This window comes from Phaeodactylibacter luteus (assembly GCF_007993045.1).
GTDB classification, from domain to species: Bacteria; Bacteroidota; Bacteroidia; order Chitinophagales; family Saprospiraceae; genus Phaeodactylibacter; species Phaeodactylibacter luteus.
On sequence record NZ_VOOR01000012.1, the window covers coordinates 64,415 to 79,636 of the forward strand.

The following is a 15,222-nucleotide window of genomic DNA, read 5'->3' on the forward strand; positions in this document are numbered from 1 at the left end:
GTCAGCGCATTTTATGCGCTTGCAATAATAGCTGGCCCGGTAGCTGCCCTACAGTTACCGGGCCCACTTCCCAAGCAGCTCAGGCTGCCGATAAAGATTACGCAATCAACAGGCATCTGTCCTAATAACAATCCTGATGGCAAACTTAAAAGAGGTAAGGGACCGGATCAAGTCCGTTCAGAATACGCAGCAGATTACCAAAGCCATGAAAATGGTTTCGGCAGCTAAACTGCGCCGTGCGCAGGACGCGATTCTGCAAATGCGCCCTTATGCAGACAAGCTCAACCAGGTGCTTCGCAATATCCTTTCCAACCTGGAGGGGGATGCGGCTACCAGCCTGGGCGAAGAGCGGGATGCTAAGCGCGTGTGCATCGTGATCGTGACCTCTAACCGGGGGCTTTGCGGCGCCTTTAACTCCAATATCTCTAAGGCTGCTGCTCAAGCTATCGAAACCAAGTACGCAGAGCAGCTTGCCGCTGGTACACTGACCCTTCTGCCTATCGGCAAAAAAGGCTACGAGTACTTCAAAAAGCGCTATGCGAACCTCGATATCATCACTGACCACATCGCGCTGTTCGATAACTTGTCTTTTGACAACGTTTCCAAAGTGCCTAAGATGCTGATCCGTGCTTTTGAGCAGCACGATTTCGACCGCGTAGAGGTGGCTTACGGCAAATTTAAAAATGCCGCCACGCAGTTTGCCATCGTCGATCAGTTCCTGCCGGTCCCTAAGATGGAAAAGGAAGAGGGGGGCGCTACAGAAGAGTTTGTTGCTGACTATATCTTCGAGCCAGGAAAGGAAGAGCTGCTCAACTATCTTGTGCCTACTATCTTGCAGACACAATTCCAGAAATACCTTCTTGATACCCATGCTTCTGAGCACGGCGCTCGTATGACAGCCATGGACAAGGCCACGGAAAATGCCCAAGAGCTGCTCCGCGACTTGCGTATTTCTTACAACAAAGCCCGTCAGGAAGCGATTACCAATGAAATCTTGGAGATCGTTGGTGGTGCGGCCGCCCTTGAAAATAGCTAACGTAAGCTACAGGCAAAGGCAATCTAGTTTATTACGATATAAAAATCCCCCGGGAAGCTGTAGGGCTCCTCCGGGGGATTTTTGTTTTAGGGGCTATACCCTGGGTTATTGATACTTTGCGAGCAACTGCCTGACCTCCTGCTGACTGTTTTTGAAGTGCAGCTCGATACTTTCCGGGGTAGGGTTGATGATGTATTTGGGCTTGCCCCCATCTTTGAGCCGCATGGCCACTTTACGTTCCGCATATACAATAACGCCCTCCTCTTTATTGACAGAGCGCACCTTGCCTGATTTTTCCAGGGCCTTATAGCCTTCTGAATCAAGGCGGTTGTAGATCCGGCGGTTTTTTTCGTGTACCGAAATCTGGTAGAGGACGAGCTCTGCGTCGTTGGCCATCGGTTGGGTTTCTATCACCATTACCTGCCCATAGAGGGACTTTTGGTTGCCGTCGTTGGGGAGGGGGTATTCCTTTATAGCGTTGTCTGCGACTAGCAGCTGATTGGCGGTGGCGTAATCTTCATCAGAGATAGCGGAGTAGATCTTTTGCAATTCGGACTGTACTTTACCGCTGTCCGTGCTGCTGCAGGCTGTGAGCCCGAGCAGGAATACTGCGGTCAAAAAATGGACGATTTTCATGTAGTGCTACTGAGTTGTTAAAAAAGTATGAGCGGATAAGAGATGATGATCTGCCGGCATCTCTTGGCGGTGGCAAAGTTAGGGCACAGTGGCAATTGAAAGGTAGAATCAGGTAGTTTTCCGGCCTAGCTGGACCTGCTTTGCCGAATTAGCGGCTATGCCCCTGATATAGCCATTGTGGCCGATCCTGATTATAACGAAAAGGGCTATTAGTTTAGTGTATACTGAACAATAAGCCCGCTGTAGCTTGTATATCTATCGGGCAGGCTCAATGCCATAGGCAGTGCGCACCGTCCGGTTTTTGCGGGTTTCCTTACGTATGGCTTCGTTGCGGTCTATACTTTCTTGAGTGGCATACCCCCGAGCGTGGTCTAAGTGTGCTAAAACTGCCCTGTGCCGGATTTGCCGGCTTTGGATGCCATAGTTGAACAGGCGTTCGCCCAATTCCCGGTCTTCCCCCCCGTACTGCATGCGCTCGTCAGCCCCGTTGACCGCCATCACATCCGCTTTCCACACAGAAGTATTGCATCCATTGAAGGAGGCATTGGTAGGCGTAGCCCAGTCCAGCAGAGCGGCCTTCCAGCCTTTAGCTCGCAGCTTGCGCAGTGCAGAACGGTTTTTCAGCCCCCTTTCCTTAAGCCAGGAAGGGGAAAAGCACCGTTGTGCGGCAATATCTTCTTCAGTAATGGCTTTGCTCAGCTGCATGGGCAATTTGCAGTACCCTCCGGAAAGGAAGTAGCCCGGCTTTGCAAAATGAGCGTGCGTCGCCAAAAAGTCGGCACGGGGGATACAATCCCCATCGGTAAACAGTAGGTATTCGAAAGCTGCGGCTACTGTTGCCTTATTTAGGATCGCTGTTTTTTGGAAGCCATTGTCCTCATGCCAGACGTGGCGTATCCGGTTTTTTCCACGGCTTTGGTGGGCTTCAACTACTGCCTTCGTTTCTGGGCCAGACCCATCGTCCGCTACAAGGATCTCAAAGTGGGGGTAAGTCTGATGCTCGTACCCGCACAGCACCTTGTGCAGCCATTCGGGCTGATTGTAAGTAGAAATAATGACAGAAAACCGGAGTGCCATGGTGTTCATTGGTTAGAGGAGCGCTTTTTTTGCAGCTCCCAGAGCTGGGCATACTTCAAAAAGTTGATGTATGCAGCCAGGGCGCAGTAAATCAGCCCATGCTTGCCATCCAGAAAACCTCTTTTCAGCACATAAAGTTTGATGAAGGTGAAGCAGGGGTTGAGCACAACCTTGGGCCAAAAGCCTGCCCGTTTTTCCGGGCGGGCCTTAAACTTAGCAAGAGCAGCTGTACGGGAGAATTTTGCAGCTTGGGCCGCATGTTCTCCAATATGTACATAAGCGTAGTGCAAAAGGTCGCCCCGGAGCTGCCTTGGCTCCCCTTCTACTACAATTTGGTCATGAGGGTTAGCCCCTTTGACCTCGCCCCGCCTGCGGTCCCAAAGACGGAGCTTGCGGTCGGGGTACCAGGCATATCGGAGCCATTTCCCGCCGTAATTGTTCAGCCGGTTAAAGGTGTACCCATTAGCCGACCAATTGCCTTTGGCTTCTAGTATAGCGTGCGCGAGCTCCGGCGTCACCCGTTCGTCGGCTTCTACAGCCAAGATGATATCGTGGGCTGCCATTTCTGCTGCATACCTCCGTTGTTCTATAAAACCCTCGAAAGCATGCTGAAGGAAACGTACGCCCAGCTCACGGCAGATGGCTTCCGTGCCATCCGTACTGAAGGAATCTACGACTAGGATTTCATCTGCTACAGGGCGAAGGCTCTCCACACAATCACGGATATTGTGCGCTTCGTTGAGCGTGAGCACCGTTGCAGATATTTTTACAGGTTCCAAAGGCTTAATTGTTGTCGGTTTAGGCCTGCAAAACTAGCCTTTTTCCAGCATTTGAGGCTATTGTGCGATGACGAGCTTCTGCACGCGCATCTGCCCTGATTCATTTTGGATCTGTAGGGCGTATAGGCCGCCCGGCACAGCAGGCAGGCTCAACCTTGCAGTACGGCTTTGCTGCTTCCACACTTGTACGATCTGTCCGTTCTGCCCTGTGAGGGTGATGTCCCATTGCCCTTCCGGCAGTTGGACATCTACCCATTCTTGTGCAGGGTTGGGCCCAAAGCGGAAAGCAGGGGGGGCTGGTACAGCGGCTACACTCACCTCCGGGTCGAGCTGGAAATCCCATATCCCCCGTCCGTAGGTGCCAAAGCGTACGGTCTGATCCGCTTCCACGTACTCCACAGACCAGTAAGTCTGCGCAGGCGCACAGTCGCCCCCCATATAAAACCACTGCCCGGCTTCCACTGGGTAGACATAAGGCCCGGCTTCGGTAGCTGCGAAGAAGTACTGCTCATCTGGTGTGGCAGCCAAGCCGAAGACCATTGTGGGCGGCAGTCCAGCAGACATGGGCGTAAAATTGGCACCGTGGTCATCGCTCCGGTATACCGCCGGATTGGAATAGCCGCTGCCGCCAAGAAGGACCATGCCTTCCTGCGTTGTAGAGGCATGAATAGCTTGGCCATAGAGGTAGTGGCCTTCCGGCAAAAAGTTGAGGCTCTGTTCCCAGGTAAACCCTCCGTCTGCAGAGTAGAAGAAGCGGCCGTTAGAAGTGGCCGTATACCAGTAGTTGTAATCTAGGCTAGAAGCAGCTAGAGCGGTCAGCTCTCCCCCCACAGAGGCAGACTTGAAGTCGAAATCAGATTGTGAAGCCTGTATTTCCTGGCCTGTGGGCTCTAGCCGGATCAAGTAAGAGCCTGGCCCTCCATCCGCATTGCCGCCAGCAAGGTACACGGCGTTGTCTGCAGGGAAGGGGCTGCTCAGCAAAGGGGGGAGCCAGACAGATTCATCTGCTGAGATCACCTCCCACGAGGCAGTCAGGTTGCCAGTCTTAGGCACCCGGTAGTAAGTGACCCATCCACCGGGGTAAACGGTCCACAGCTCTTCGCCCTCATTGGAGAATACAATATGCCCATAGTCGCCAGAAATGACCTGGTTGAAATTGGGTATGCCCGGCTCATCAAAGTCGCGCGAGCGTTGGAACCCTTGGTCTTGAGAGCCTGCATAGACATAGCGGCTGTTGGTCGGGTCTGTGCGCACACTGTAGTATTGGCTTACATTCAGCCCCGCCAGGCCTATATTTTGGACCGTTTCGAGGTTGTCATAGGAAACAGAAAGCCCCCCGTGGTTGCTCACCAAGGTAAATGCCGTACTGTCCGCTTTGCGGAAAGCGCTGAACCGCATGATATCGGCATGAAGGGTATTGGCCACATCATCGTAGTAAGCCCACCAATCGTTGATTTTAGCCCAAGTGGCACCACCGTCGAGGCTGCGGTGTGCCTCTACTTCGCCCATATAGAGGTGGTCTGGGTTTTCTGGGCTGATGAACAAGCCAACCTCCCAAGGGCTTGCCGGGAGCTCGCCCCTTACTTCCCATTCGGAGCCCCCGTCAGTAGAGCGCAGCACTTGCCACCCGGCATCGGCGGGCTTAGCATAAGCATAAAGGATGAGGCTGTCCCCTATAGCATACCCTTGGAGGTTAGCACGTGCGCTCCCAAAGTTGAGCGCTCCCGCTTGTCCGGCAGGAGTTAGCTCGCCAGTGCCGGTATCTACCTGAAAAAGCTGAGCACTGCCCTGCTCTGTCTTTTCTGCTGCCCACAGGCTTTCGGTATGATGGGGCCGGGACAAAGCCAGGCGCCCAGTTTCATGAGTGGAAAAGGTGTGTATAGGCTCGTAATTTTCCCCATCTTGATCAGAGCGGTACAGCTTGAGGGCCGTCCAGTAATCAGGCTTGGCAAGGACAAATACGGCTTGGTTTTCTCCGCTCACGAGCTTTGGTGAATAGCTCGTGCCCCAGCTGTCAGCGTGTGCAATGCCCGTTGCGGGCGTCCAAGTATGCCCGTCGTCATCAGAATAATGAGGGATGCGGCCAGCAAAGGCAAGCATCCGCCTTCCTTCCGGCCCATCTATGAACTCCAGCATACCTTGGTTGAACCGCAGGGCCTGATTGACCGGTGCCCAAGATGAGCCATCAAGATCGCCTTGGAAAAGAGAGCCGCCTGCTGAGAGCAGCCAAAGCTCATCGGTAGTAGGGTCATAGGCGATGTCAAATACACTGCCAGCCTGATTGTTGCTGCCGCGCTCGGCCCAGCTGCCGGAAAGCCAGCCTTCTGCTACTGTGCCTTCACTACAATCATTGCGCGTTTCCAGCTGCCCTCGTTGCCGTGCCATTTGGTTTTGGTACTCTAGGCTTTTCCAATCGGTGCCCGGTGCACTCCGGTGCATGGCTTCTATCCAAGCTTCCCGGGCGTCGCTTTTGCCCTCTTCTTCCCCTTCCCGGATTTGGGTAGGGGCAGGCCTGCCATCGGATGGGGTATCGTTGTAAAGGTTAAAAAGCAAGGGTAAGGCGATAGCCGGCAGCAGTAGCCAAAGTAAGCGCTTTTTCATAATGAGGCAGATTGTAAGTTGATGAGGCCTACAATATACCCCAATCTGGCTAATCCTTCATGGCGGTCAGCTGACGGACAGCTATATTTGCCCCCAACTATTGCGTTCAGTCCGCGTTAATACATCATCTTTTGAACAAGGATTGTTGAACGAGTATATGGGGATTTCGGATAAGAGGAGGAGGGGCATCATCTTGGGGCTCCTCTTGCACGCATTGTTTCTGCTGTCTTTGGGGGGTGTCGCCCAGGAAACTGCTGATTCCTTGTGGTTAAGGGAGCTGCAGGAGGTGGTTGTCACGGCTACATTGCTGCCTACCGCTGGGCAGCAGCTGCCCTATGCAGAAGCCCGGATAGGCCCGGCATCTTTCCAGCGGGGCCAACAGCTGAGCCTGGGCGAGCCCCTTCAACAACTTCCGGGGCTGTTGGCGCTCAACCCGTATAATTTTGCACAAGATTTGCGCCTCTCCGTGCGGGGTTTCGGGGCTCGTTCGGCTTTCGGTATACGGGGCATTGCTGTATGGGTAGATGGCCTGCCCGAGTCTACGCCCGATGGCCAGGCACAGGTAGACAACCTGGATGCAGGCCTGTTGTCCCAAGCTTCTCTGTTGCGCTCGCCTGCGTCTGGCTGGTATGGCAACGCAGCTGGGGGCGTCCTTAATTTGCAAACCGTAGCGCCGCCTGAGGAGGCTGGTGGGCGGGCGAGGCTGTCAGTGGGCAGCTTTGGGTTCCAGAAATATCAGCTGCAGGTAGGCGGCCCAGGGTGGGTAGCCTATGGCGCGCACACTCGTTTTGAGGGGTACCGGGAGCAGAGCCGTGCTGTGTCTAGCCTATTCAATGCCAAGAAGCAGTGGTCTTGGGAGGACGGGCAGAATCTAGAGCTGCTTTTCAACCTAGCGTACAGCCCTGTGGCGCAAGACCCGGGCGGGCTGCCTGAAGAGGGGTTGGAGGCCCCTGGCCAGGCTTGGGGCAGCAACCTGGCCTTCGATGCGGGAGAAACCGTATTGCAAGGCAAAGCTGGATTGAAATGGCAGCAGCGGCTAGGCCCAAAGGCTGCCCTCTCTGCTTTTGGGTTTTATCTGTTCCGTGACTTTAGCAACCGTCTGCCATTTGAAACGGGGGGCATAGTAAAGCTCTTCCGGCACTATGCAGGCGTTGGGCTCAAGCTATCTGGCAAGTATTCTCCGGCTCTGCGCGGCACTACGGGCATCACGGTATTGGGGCTGTCGGACGGGCGGCAGCGGTACGACAACCTGGAAGGCGAACAAGGTGCCCTCGCTTTGGATCAGCAGGAGGAATGGATGAATGTTGGGGTGTACCATGTACAGGAATGGAGGCCCTCTGCGCCTTGGCGCCTTCAGGCTTCCCTGCGCTACGACCTCAACGCTTTGGGCGTAAAAGACAGATGGCTGGAAGATGGCGACGATTCCGGTGGGCAGGTGTTTCACAACCTGAGCCCCGCGCTGGGGCTGTTTTGGCAGGGTTGGGAAAACATTGGGCTGTACGCCAATTATGCTTATAGTTTCGAAGCCCCCGCCCTGAGCGAGCTGTCGGCCAACCCTACGGGGGGCGGCTTCAACCCTGCGCTCCGCCCTCAGCAGGCCCACAGTACAGAGCTGGGCTTGAAAAGCTCATTGGGCAGTATGTGGGAATTTGACCTTTGCGGTTATCAAATCTTCCTGCGTTCTGAGCTGGTCCCTTACGAACTGGAAGGCCAGCCTGGCCGTACTTACTACAGCAATGCAGGAGCTTCTAGCCGTAGGGGGGTAGAGGCGCGCCTGGCCTTGAAGCCATCGGGGCCATTGAGCGGGCAAGTGGCTTACAACTATGCAGATTTTGAGTATACAGATTTTGAAACGGGCGGTACACAGCTGAGCGGCAACGCTCTGCCCGGCATCCCGCGTCATTGGTGGGCTGGGCAGTTGACCTGGGCCTTTTCGCAAGGTGCTTATCTCAAAGCGGAGGCTAGGCAGTTGGGGGCTCTGTTCGCAGACGATGCCAACGCTACGCGGGTAGAGGGCTTCCTAGAGCTTGGGCTGCACGGCGGCTATACCTTTTCGGCAGGCCCCATAACCTTACAGCTCATGGGGGGGGCGAACAACATCCTAGGGCAGGCCTATGCTCAGAACATACGCATCAATGCGTTTGGAGGGCGGCATTTTGAGCCTGCCCCGGGCCGCAATATCTACTTTGCGGTTGAGGTAGGCTGGTGAGTTTTTAACCTTTCCTGCTTTACAGCAAACCGTGCAAAAGGGTATTGACAACGGCCATAATGAGTGCTAAAAGGAAGGCCGAACCGAAGTTCTGAACCGTGAACCCCTTTAAAAAATAGGCAGCAATCAACAGCATGGCACCATCTACCACAAAGCTGAAGAGCCCTAGGGTAAGGAAGCGCAGGGGAGTGGTGATAAAGTCTAGGATGTTGCCGAGGGTGGCATTGAGCAGTGCGAGCGCTACCGCCACGATGAGGGCCCGGGCGAAGTCTTCCACGTCCACACCTTTGAGCAGGTGGGCACCTGCCATCAGGGCGACAGCGTTGATGAGGAGCGTAAGGATCAGGTCCATGATTACTGGCAGTTTTCGAGTTGTTGCTGGAGGTCCTTTATGGCTGCGTCCCGTTTGGCGACCTCTTTCTCCAAGCGCTTCACTTCTTCATCCAAAGAGGGCTTGGCTGTTTTGGCTTTGCGCACAGGGGCTGCATTGGGGGAGGCAGACGTTTCCTGAGCTGCTGGTGCTGACTGGCCCATCCCAGTCCAGTCTTTAAAGTTTTGGATGGGGTCTTCTCCGTTGATGTAGGAGGCACCGGCAAAAGCCAGGGGTACGATGAAAACCATGGCCAGCAGGAAGCGGGCAAAAGGAGTTACTTTACGCTTTGGCATAATTTTGTGTAGGATTGAAGTCTGGGCCTTGTACGGCCCTTGTTAGCCGGCCCCGAGAGGGGCGCGCCCTTCTCTAGCCTTTTGGGTAAACACCCGGGAAATTGTCAACTGCAAAAATAAAATTATGTACAGGATTTGCGAGAATCCATATTTATCTACTTAATCCAGCGGATTTCCGATGTAGTGTCTGGAAGTCCAGCCCTAAAATGTCTTCCCATCGTTAGGGAGGGCCATTAATGGGTGCTATTTTTGTGCACAAACCCTTACCATGCCAGAAGCATACATTTACGAAGCGCTGCGCACTCCCCGGGGCAAGGGGAAGAGCTCCGGCGCGCTTTACGAAGTCAAGCCTGTAGATTTGCTCGCTGCTTTGCTCCAGGCCTTGGGGGAGCGGCATAATATCGATCCTGCTCAAATAGATGACACGATCATCGGTTGTGTGACCCCTATTGACGATCAGGGGTACAATGTGGGGCAGGCTGCCCTGCTCAAAGCGGGTTACAGTGCCTCTGGCGGAAGCATGCAGATCAACCGCTACTGTGCTTCGGGCCTGGAGGCGGTCAATTTGGCCGCCATGAAAATCCGTTCTGGTTGGGGGCAGCTGGCTTTAGCAGGGGGTGTGGAGAGCATGAGCCGCATTCCTATGGGCAGTGACGGCGGCGCCCTGCTGTTTGATCCGGGCCTGGTCCTTTCCACCCGCTACCTTCCTCAGGGTGTTGCTGCCGATCTGATTGCTACCCGGGAAGGGTTTACCCGGGAAATGCTGGACGCCTACGCCTATCAATCTCAGCAGCGGGCCAAGCACGCTATGGAAGAAGGCTACTTCCGCAAAGCCATAGTCCCCATTTTTGACCCCAACGGCTTGCCTATCCTTGAGGTAGACGAGCTGCCCCGCCCACAGATTACGCAGGAGGCGCTTGCTCATCTGCCCGCCGCTTTCCGAGCGCTCGGGGAGCTTGGGTTTGACGCCCTGGCCCTAGAAAAATACCCCACACTAGAGCGCATACACCACTTGCACACGGCAGGCAATAGCTCAGGCATCGTAGACGGTGCCGCCTTGGTGCTGGTCGGCAGTAAAGAGGCGGGCGCAGCTCAGGGGCTCAAGCCGCGTGCCAAGATAAGAGCCGCTGCTACAGCAAGCGTTGACCCTACCATCATGCTGACCGGGCCCGCCCCGGCTTCAGTCAAGGCATTGGGGCAGGCTGGCATGGAAGCTAAGGATATTGACCTTTGGGAGTGCAACGAGGCTTTCGCATCTGTTGTCCTCAAGTTTCAGCGTGACCTGGGCATCAACGACAGCCGCCTCAATGTAAACGGAGGGGCAATTGCCTTAGGGCACCCGCTGGGCGCTACCGGCGCTATGCTGCTGGGCACGCTGCTGGATGAGCTTGAGCGGCAAGGCAAGCAGACGGGCTGTGTGACGCTCTGCGCAGGCGGGGGCATGGGGGTTGCTACCATCATTGAGCGCGTCTGATTTCTATACCTACTATTACCTTGGCCTTTCAAACTGCATCGCCTGATGATCTATTATAAAAAGGATACCGACCACATCGTCACCCTAACCCTGGATATGGCCGGCCGGCCAGCTAATATTATCAACCACCACATCAGCAAAGTGCTGATGCCGGTCATAGAACACCTAAGGGAGGAGAAGAAAAAGGGCATGCTCCGAGGGGTTATCCTGACTTCCGCCAAGAAGACATTCGCGATAGGGGGCGATCTGGAGTACCTTTTTCAGGAAGAAGCTGCCGGTGAGATCTTTGAGCTGGCTGAGCAATTGAAGGATGTCTTCCGGGCCCTGGAAAGTCCCGGTGTGCCTGTAGTGGCCGCGCTGAACGGCTCAGCATTAGGCGCAGGCTTTGAATTGGCCTTGGCTTGCCACCACCGGATTGCGGTGGAAGAGCCCCGCAGCCGTTATGGTTTCCCTGAGGCGCAGCTGGGGCTTATCCCCGGCGGAGGCAGCATTACCCGGCTGATGTGGCTATTGGGCATAGAAAAAGCCTTCCCCATTTTAAGCGAGGGCTTGAGGTATAATGCCCGGGAAGCCATTCAGGTTGGGCTTATCGATGAGCTGGCGAGTTCCCCAAGGGAGATGCGGGAGCGGGCTAAAGCTTGGATCTTGGCTACCCAAGAGGGCCGCCGGCCATGGGATCAGGAAGGCGCTGCCATCCCCGGTGGGGACTCCCGTGGTGCGGGAGTGGAGGGGTTTTTGCGTTCGGCAGTAGCCCAGCTGGCCAGCCGGCGTTTGCACAAGACACCCGGGCAGCAGGCCATCCTTAGCATTCTGTATGAAGGCGGGAAGGTGGACTTTGATACTTCTTGCCGCCTGGAAAGCCGCGCATTTACTGCTCTGATGAGAAGCCCGGAGACACAGAATATGATCAAAGCTTTTTGGTTTGACCACAACTATATCCGGCAAGGAGGGAACCGCCCAAAAGGGTTTGGCAAATTCCGCCCACGGAAAATCGGCATTATTGGCGCGGGCCGTATGGGCTCTGGTATTGCTTATGTCTGCCTAGACCACGGTATGGAAGTCGTATTGAAGGATGTCTCTAAGCCAATAGCAGAGCGCGGGCGGGAGTATGTCAGCCGGCGGTTGGATCAAATGAAGGCAGAAGGCCGTAAACAGGCGGCGCAGTGCGATGCGATGTTGAAGCGGATACACACCACGGAGTCTTCAGCTGATTTTGAAGACTGCGACTTGGTCATCGAGGCCGTTTTTGAAAATCGCATGGTCAAGCAGAAAGTCATGCGCGAGGCTGAAGAGCACCTGGATGATTATAGCATCTTCGCGAGCAATACCATTTCCATCCCTATTACCAAACTGGCAGAAGGCTCTCTACGCCCGTACAATTACATCGGGCTCCACTTCTTTTCCCCAGCTGAGGAAGTGCCGTTGGTGGAGATTGTGCGGGGCGCCCAAACTTCCGAAGAGACGATAGCCCGTGCTTTTGATTTTGTCCGGGCAATCCACAAAACCCCCATAGTCGTTAAAGATGATTGGGGCTTTTATGCGGCAAGAGTACAGAATACTTACATCCTAGAGGGCATTACCATGCTTGCCGAAGGGCTCTCCCCCGCACTGATTGAAAATGTAGGGCGGCAGCTTGGCATGCCTTATGGCGCTTTGGCCTTGGCAGACAGCATGGGGCTGAACATGGTGCTCCGCTACGAAAACCAGGCGGCTGAGCATTACGGGGCCAAATACATCCAACACCCGGCGGTATCTGTGCTCCGGACGATGCTGGAGGAGCTCCAACGCCCTGGGCAGCAGAAACGTGCTGGTTTTTACGATTACACAGGAGACACGGCTCAGCAGCTCTGGCCTGGCCTGGCTGATGCTTTTCCACAAAAAAAAGGTGCGCCAAAGCTGTCTGAGCTCGCAGAGCGCTTTATGTTTACTCAGGTGCTGGAAGCTGTTTGGTGCATGCAGGAACAGGTTATCCACTCTGTGGCTGCAGCCAACTTGGGGAGCATCTACGGCTGGGGCTTCCCCGCTTTCAAAGGGGGGGTGATACAGTATATACACGATTACGGCGCGGAGGCTTTCGTTGCGCGTTGTGGCGAGCTAAAGGCCAAGTACGGGCAACGTTTCAGCGTGCCAAGCCAACTGAAAGAGATTATAGCAAAGGACTAGTTTGTAGGCGGGCGTGAACCCAAATGCCACAGATGTTTAGCAATGCTAAGCATAGCTGGCTCTAGGCTGGCATTGGCCTAGCGCTGCGCAGGGGTGGCCGAAGGCCAGACCCGACGCCTGCAGGGCGAGGGGCCGAGCGGATAGCGAGCCCCGGAGCATAGCGGCACCTGCCTGCTGGCAGGGGCAGGCCCCATACATGCAGCAGGGGCAGGCCCAAAAACGACAATCTGGTTTGTGCTTTTTTAGCCGGGTGTCTCTTCTGTTGTTTTTAGCGGCTTTCGCCGAACTTTTGAAATTTATTGCCTGGCTGAGCAAAAAAATATTTTGCAGCCTAAACCTTTTTCTTGTTTTGCTGTCTAGCTTTTGCAAGTTTTTCCTCTCTGTATTTCCAGACAGGTGCACTTGCCAATGCATTAGTAAAACATGGTTAGGGAATACGATATCATCATCGCCGGTGCTGGTGCAGCGGGCTTGTCCTTAGCGTACCACTTGTCTCAAAGCTCCCTCTGCGAGCTGGATGTTCTGTTATTGGATGCCGATCCAAAAAATACCAATGACCGTACTTGGTGCTTTTGGTCAGAAGGGGCTCCCCCTTTCCCTGAGGCTGTTTTCCATACTTGGGAGAAGCTTTATTTTCAAGATGAGACAGGCCGTTATGGAGGGCAACTGGGGCCTTTGAAGTATCATATGATCCGCGGGCTGGACTTTTACCGTCATGTGCGGAGTGCATTAGCGAGCAGGAGCAATTTTGAATTCCGGCAAGAGCGGATAGAGAGCATAGATGAAAAGAGCGGCAGGGCTATTGTCAAAACACAGATAGGAGCATATTCAGGCCGTCATGTTTTTAATAGCTGCCCTTTGCCTGGCGCACTGCCCGCTCTGGGCAGGTATCAGCTGTTACAGCATTTTGCAGGCTGGTGGATAGAGTTGGGCAAGCCCGTGTTCAGCTCAGCAGAGGGCACACTTATGGACTTCCGTACGGCTCAGCCTGGAGACTGCCGTTTTTTTTATGTACTGCCGGTAAGCCCGTCGCGTGCGCTGGTTGAGTTCACTGTTTTCTCGCCCTCCCGTTTGGCTGCAGAGGCGTATCAGTCTGCATTGAAGGATTATATAGAAGGCCAGCTTGGGTTCAGCCAATATGAGGTCCTTGAAAAAGAGGAAGGGGCAATCCCTATGACAGATGCGGCCTTTAAAAACCGGCTGAGCCCTCGTGTGCATCAGATAGGTACGGTAGGGGGGGCGGTGAAGCCTACGACAGGCTATGCCTTCAGCCGCATTCAAGAACAAGCCCGGCAGGTGGTGGCCCAGCTGGAAGCCGGGCAAGCTCCGGATACCCGCCTGCCTTCACAAGCGCGCTTTGCATTTTATGATCAGCTGTTGCTCGATATTCTTGAGGTGGAAGGTTTCAGAGGGAAGGGGGTTTTCCACCGTTTGTTCCGCCACAACCGCATCGGGAAAGTGCTGAAGTTCTTGTCGGAGCGCAGCAACCCGGTGGCAGAAGCCCGTATTTTTGCCACCCTGCCGGTGCCCCTATTCCTGAAGGCGCTGTTGCGCAACCTTCAGCTCAGGGCGGGCAGTTATGCTGCTGCCTACCCAAGCACGGCCGCTGCAGCCCCTGCAACGTTGACCCCAAAACAATAGCTTATGACAGCCAGGTACCCTTTGCTATACCGTTCGGTTCAAGGGCTGGGGCTATTGCTAGCCCTTTTCAGCTTTTTGGCTCCCGGCCTTTTGGCCCAAATGCAGTTTTGGGCTGCCCTAGGGCTGATTGTCCTTATTGGCATCCCCCATGGGGCTACAGACTACCTGATCTTTCAGCACTTGGCCCGCCCGCTGTGGGGGAATGGCAGCATGTTGCAATTCTACGCTTGTTATTTGGCCATAATGGGGGGGTACGCCTTGGCTTGGTATCTGTTGCCGCAGCTGTCGTTGCTCTTTTTCCTCTTCATTTCTATGTACCATTTTGGGCAGTCCAATTGGAACTATGCAGACCTGGGCGCCGGCTGGAAGAACAGGGCCGCACACTTCATCTGGGGCGCTTTCGTATTGTCCGCACCTATATTATGGCATTATGAGGCAGCCGTGCCGATTATAACGCACATCACGGGCGAGGCCCCGCCCGCTATGGCTGCCACATGGCGAAGGGCAGTGGTAGCTGCCTTGTTCATCATCAACCTCTGGGCCAGCCTCTATTACTTCTTGGAGGGGGCGATCAGCTGGCGCGACCTGCGCAATGAGGTGTTCAATTTGATTGTGCTGGCCATCGTGCTCACACAGCTGCCTTTGCTTTTGGGGTTCGCGGTATACTTCGTAGGCTGGCACTCTCTGAGCTCAATGATGGACCAAATCCGCTTTTTCAGAGATGAGGACCGGCAGTATGGCTGGCGGCATTATTTCAGAAATGCGCTTCCGCTCACTGCGGTGGCTATCACGGGGTTGGCAGCCTTGGCCTGGCTGCAAAATGAGATGGCGCTCGCCATGAACATTGGGCTCGTTTTCGTATTCATCTCCGTGGTTACCTTGCCGCATATGTTGTTGATCGATCAGCTCTACAAAGCGCATGATTCGCCATGATATTTAG

At 54.7% G+C, this 15,222-nt stretch carries 12 protein-coding genes; 6 read left to right on the forward strand and 6 right to left on the reverse strand.

Annotated elements, in window-relative coordinates; genetic code table 11:
* Nucleotides 1–136: 136 nt before the first annotated feature.
* Complete coding sequence (gene atpG, locus FRY97_RS07570) at nucleotides 137–1,036, forward strand: ATP synthase F1 subunit gamma (RefSeq protein ID WP_147166841.1); 900 nt, start codon at nucleotides 137–139, stop codon at nucleotides 1,034–1,036.
* A gap of 105 nt (nucleotides 1,037–1,141) precedes the next feature.
* Here the strand turns inward: atpG and FRY97_RS07575 are convergent, their stop codons facing one another.
* The 4 genes from FRY97_RS07575 to FRY97_RS07590 all read right to left on the reverse strand — a co-directional run bounded on the left by FRY97_RS07575 (nucleotide 1,142) and on the right by FRY97_RS07590 (nucleotide 6,129).
* Complete coding sequence (locus FRY97_RS07575; protein WP_147166842.1) at nucleotides 1,142–1,672, reverse strand: hypothetical protein; 531 nt, start codon at nucleotides 1,670–1,672, stop codon at nucleotides 1,142–1,144.
* 255 nt (nucleotides 1,673–1,927) lie between these two features.
* Nucleotides 1,928–2,758 (reverse strand): glycosyltransferase family 2 protein, encoded by an 831-nt coding sequence (locus FRY97_RS07580; protein WP_147166843.1) that lies wholly within the window; start codon nucleotides 2,756–2,758, stop codon nucleotides 1,928–1,930.
* Nucleotides 2,755–3,528 (reverse strand): glycosyltransferase family 2 protein, encoded by a 774-nt coding sequence (locus FRY97_RS07585; RefSeq protein WP_147166844.1) that lies wholly within the window; start codon nucleotides 3,526–3,528, stop codon nucleotides 2,755–2,757. Before FRY97_RS07585 ends, FRY97_RS07580 begins: the two co-directional genes overlap by 4 nt.
* A 57-nt stretch (nucleotides 3,529–3,585) precedes the next feature.
* A complete protein-coding gene (locus tag FRY97_RS07590) occupies nucleotides 3,586–6,129 on the reverse strand; it encodes a T9SS type A sorting domain-containing protein (RefSeq protein WP_147166845.1) in 2,544 nt (847 codons plus the stop codon).
* A 145-nt stretch (nucleotides 6,130–6,274) separates the two neighbouring features.
* Here FRY97_RS07590 and FRY97_RS07595 point away from each other — a divergent pair, with 145 nt between their 5' ends.
* On the forward strand, nucleotides 6,275–8,338 hold the full coding sequence (locus tag FRY97_RS07595; RefSeq protein WP_147166846.1) for a TonB-dependent receptor family protein: 2,064 nt from the start codon (nucleotides 6,275–6,277) through the stop codon (nucleotides 8,336–8,338).
* A gap of 19 nt (nucleotides 8,339–8,357) precedes the next feature.
* On the opposite strand, the gene FRY97_RS07600 is transcribed toward FRY97_RS07595, so the two are convergent.
* Together FRY97_RS07600 and FRY97_RS07605 are read right to left on the reverse strand one after the other, a co-directional pair.
* Complete coding sequence (locus tag FRY97_RS07600) at nucleotides 8,358–8,690, reverse strand: phage holin family protein (protein ID WP_147166847.1); 333 nt, start codon at nucleotides 8,688–8,690, stop codon at nucleotides 8,358–8,360.
* Nucleotides 8,691–8,692: 2 nt separating this feature from the next.
* Entirely contained in the window at nucleotides 8,693–9,004 is a 312-nt protein-coding gene (locus FRY97_RS07605; protein ID WP_147166848.1) for a hypothetical protein, read from the reverse strand.
* A gap of 268 nt (nucleotides 9,005–9,272) precedes the next feature.
* Between FRY97_RS07605 and FRY97_RS07610 the strand changes: the two genes are divergently transcribed.
* From FRY97_RS07610 to FRY97_RS07625, 4 genes are all read left to right on the forward strand, one after another.
* Nucleotides 9,273–10,478, forward strand: a complete 1,206-nt coding sequence (locus tag FRY97_RS07610) for an acetyl-CoA C-acetyltransferase (protein WP_147166849.1) — start codon at nucleotides 9,273–9,275, stop codon at nucleotides 10,476–10,478.
* 45 nt (nucleotides 10,479–10,523) lie between these two features.
* The gene (locus tag FRY97_RS07615) at nucleotides 10,524–12,641 is read left to right on the forward strand and encodes a 3-hydroxyacyl-CoA dehydrogenase NAD-binding domain-containing protein (RefSeq protein WP_147166850.1); all 2,118 of its coding nucleotides are present in this window, start codon (nucleotides 10,524–10,526) and stop codon (nucleotides 12,639–12,641) included.
* A gap of 423 nt (nucleotides 12,642–13,064) precedes the next feature.
* The gene (locus FRY97_RS07620; RefSeq protein WP_147166851.1) at nucleotides 13,065–14,282 is read left to right on the forward strand and encodes a lycopene cyclase family protein; all 1,218 of its coding nucleotides are present in this window, start codon (nucleotides 13,065–13,067) and stop codon (nucleotides 14,280–14,282) included.
* A 3-nt stretch (nucleotides 14,283–14,285) separates the two neighbouring features.
* On the forward strand, nucleotides 14,286–15,215 hold the full coding sequence (locus FRY97_RS07625; RefSeq protein WP_147166852.1) for a Brp/Blh family beta-carotene 15,15'-dioxygenase: 930 nt from the start codon (nucleotides 14,286–14,288) through the stop codon (nucleotides 15,213–15,215).
* The last annotated feature ends 7 nt before the right edge of the window (nucleotides 15,216–15,222 follow it).

What these genes read in the sequence shown, in the direction of transcription:
- atpG (WP_147166841.1), top strand. Translation starts at nt 137, where the DNA reads ATGGCAAACTTAAAAGAGGTAAGGGACCGGATCAAGTCCGTTCAGAAT.
- FRY97_RS07575 (WP_147166842.1), bottom strand. Translation starts at nt 1,672, where the DNA reads ATGAAAATCGTCCATTTTTTGACCGCAGTATTCCTGCTCGGGCTCACA.
- FRY97_RS07580 (WP_147166843.1), bottom strand. Translation starts at nt 2,758, where the DNA reads ATGAACACCATGGCACTCCGGTTTTCTGTCATTATTTCTACTTACAAT.
- FRY97_RS07590 (WP_147166845.1), bottom strand. Translation starts at nt 6,129, where the DNA reads ATGAAAAAGCGCTTACTTTGGCTACTGCTGCCGGCTATCGCCTTACCC.
- FRY97_RS07600 (WP_147166847.1), bottom strand. Translation starts at nt 8,690, where the DNA reads ATGGACCTGATCCTTACGCTCCTCATCAACGCTGTCGCCCTGATGGCA.
- FRY97_RS07605 (WP_147166848.1), bottom strand. Translation starts at nt 9,004, where the DNA reads ATGCCAAAGCGTAAAGTAACTCCTTTTGCCCGCTTCCTGCTGGCCATG.
- FRY97_RS07610 (WP_147166849.1), top strand. Translation starts at nt 9,273, where the DNA reads ATGCCAGAAGCATACATTTACGAAGCGCTGCGCACTCCCCGGGGCAAG.
- FRY97_RS07615 (WP_147166850.1), top strand. Translation starts at nt 10,524, where the DNA reads ATGATCTATTATAAAAAGGATACCGACCACATCGTCACCCTAACCCTG.
- FRY97_RS07620 (WP_147166851.1), top strand. Translation starts at nt 13,065, where the DNA reads ATGGTTAGGGAATACGATATCATCATCGCCGGTGCTGGTGCAGCGGGC.
- FRY97_RS07625 (WP_147166852.1), top strand. Translation starts at nt 14,286, where the DNA reads ATGACAGCCAGGTACCCTTTGCTATACCGTTCGGTTCAAGGGCTGGGG.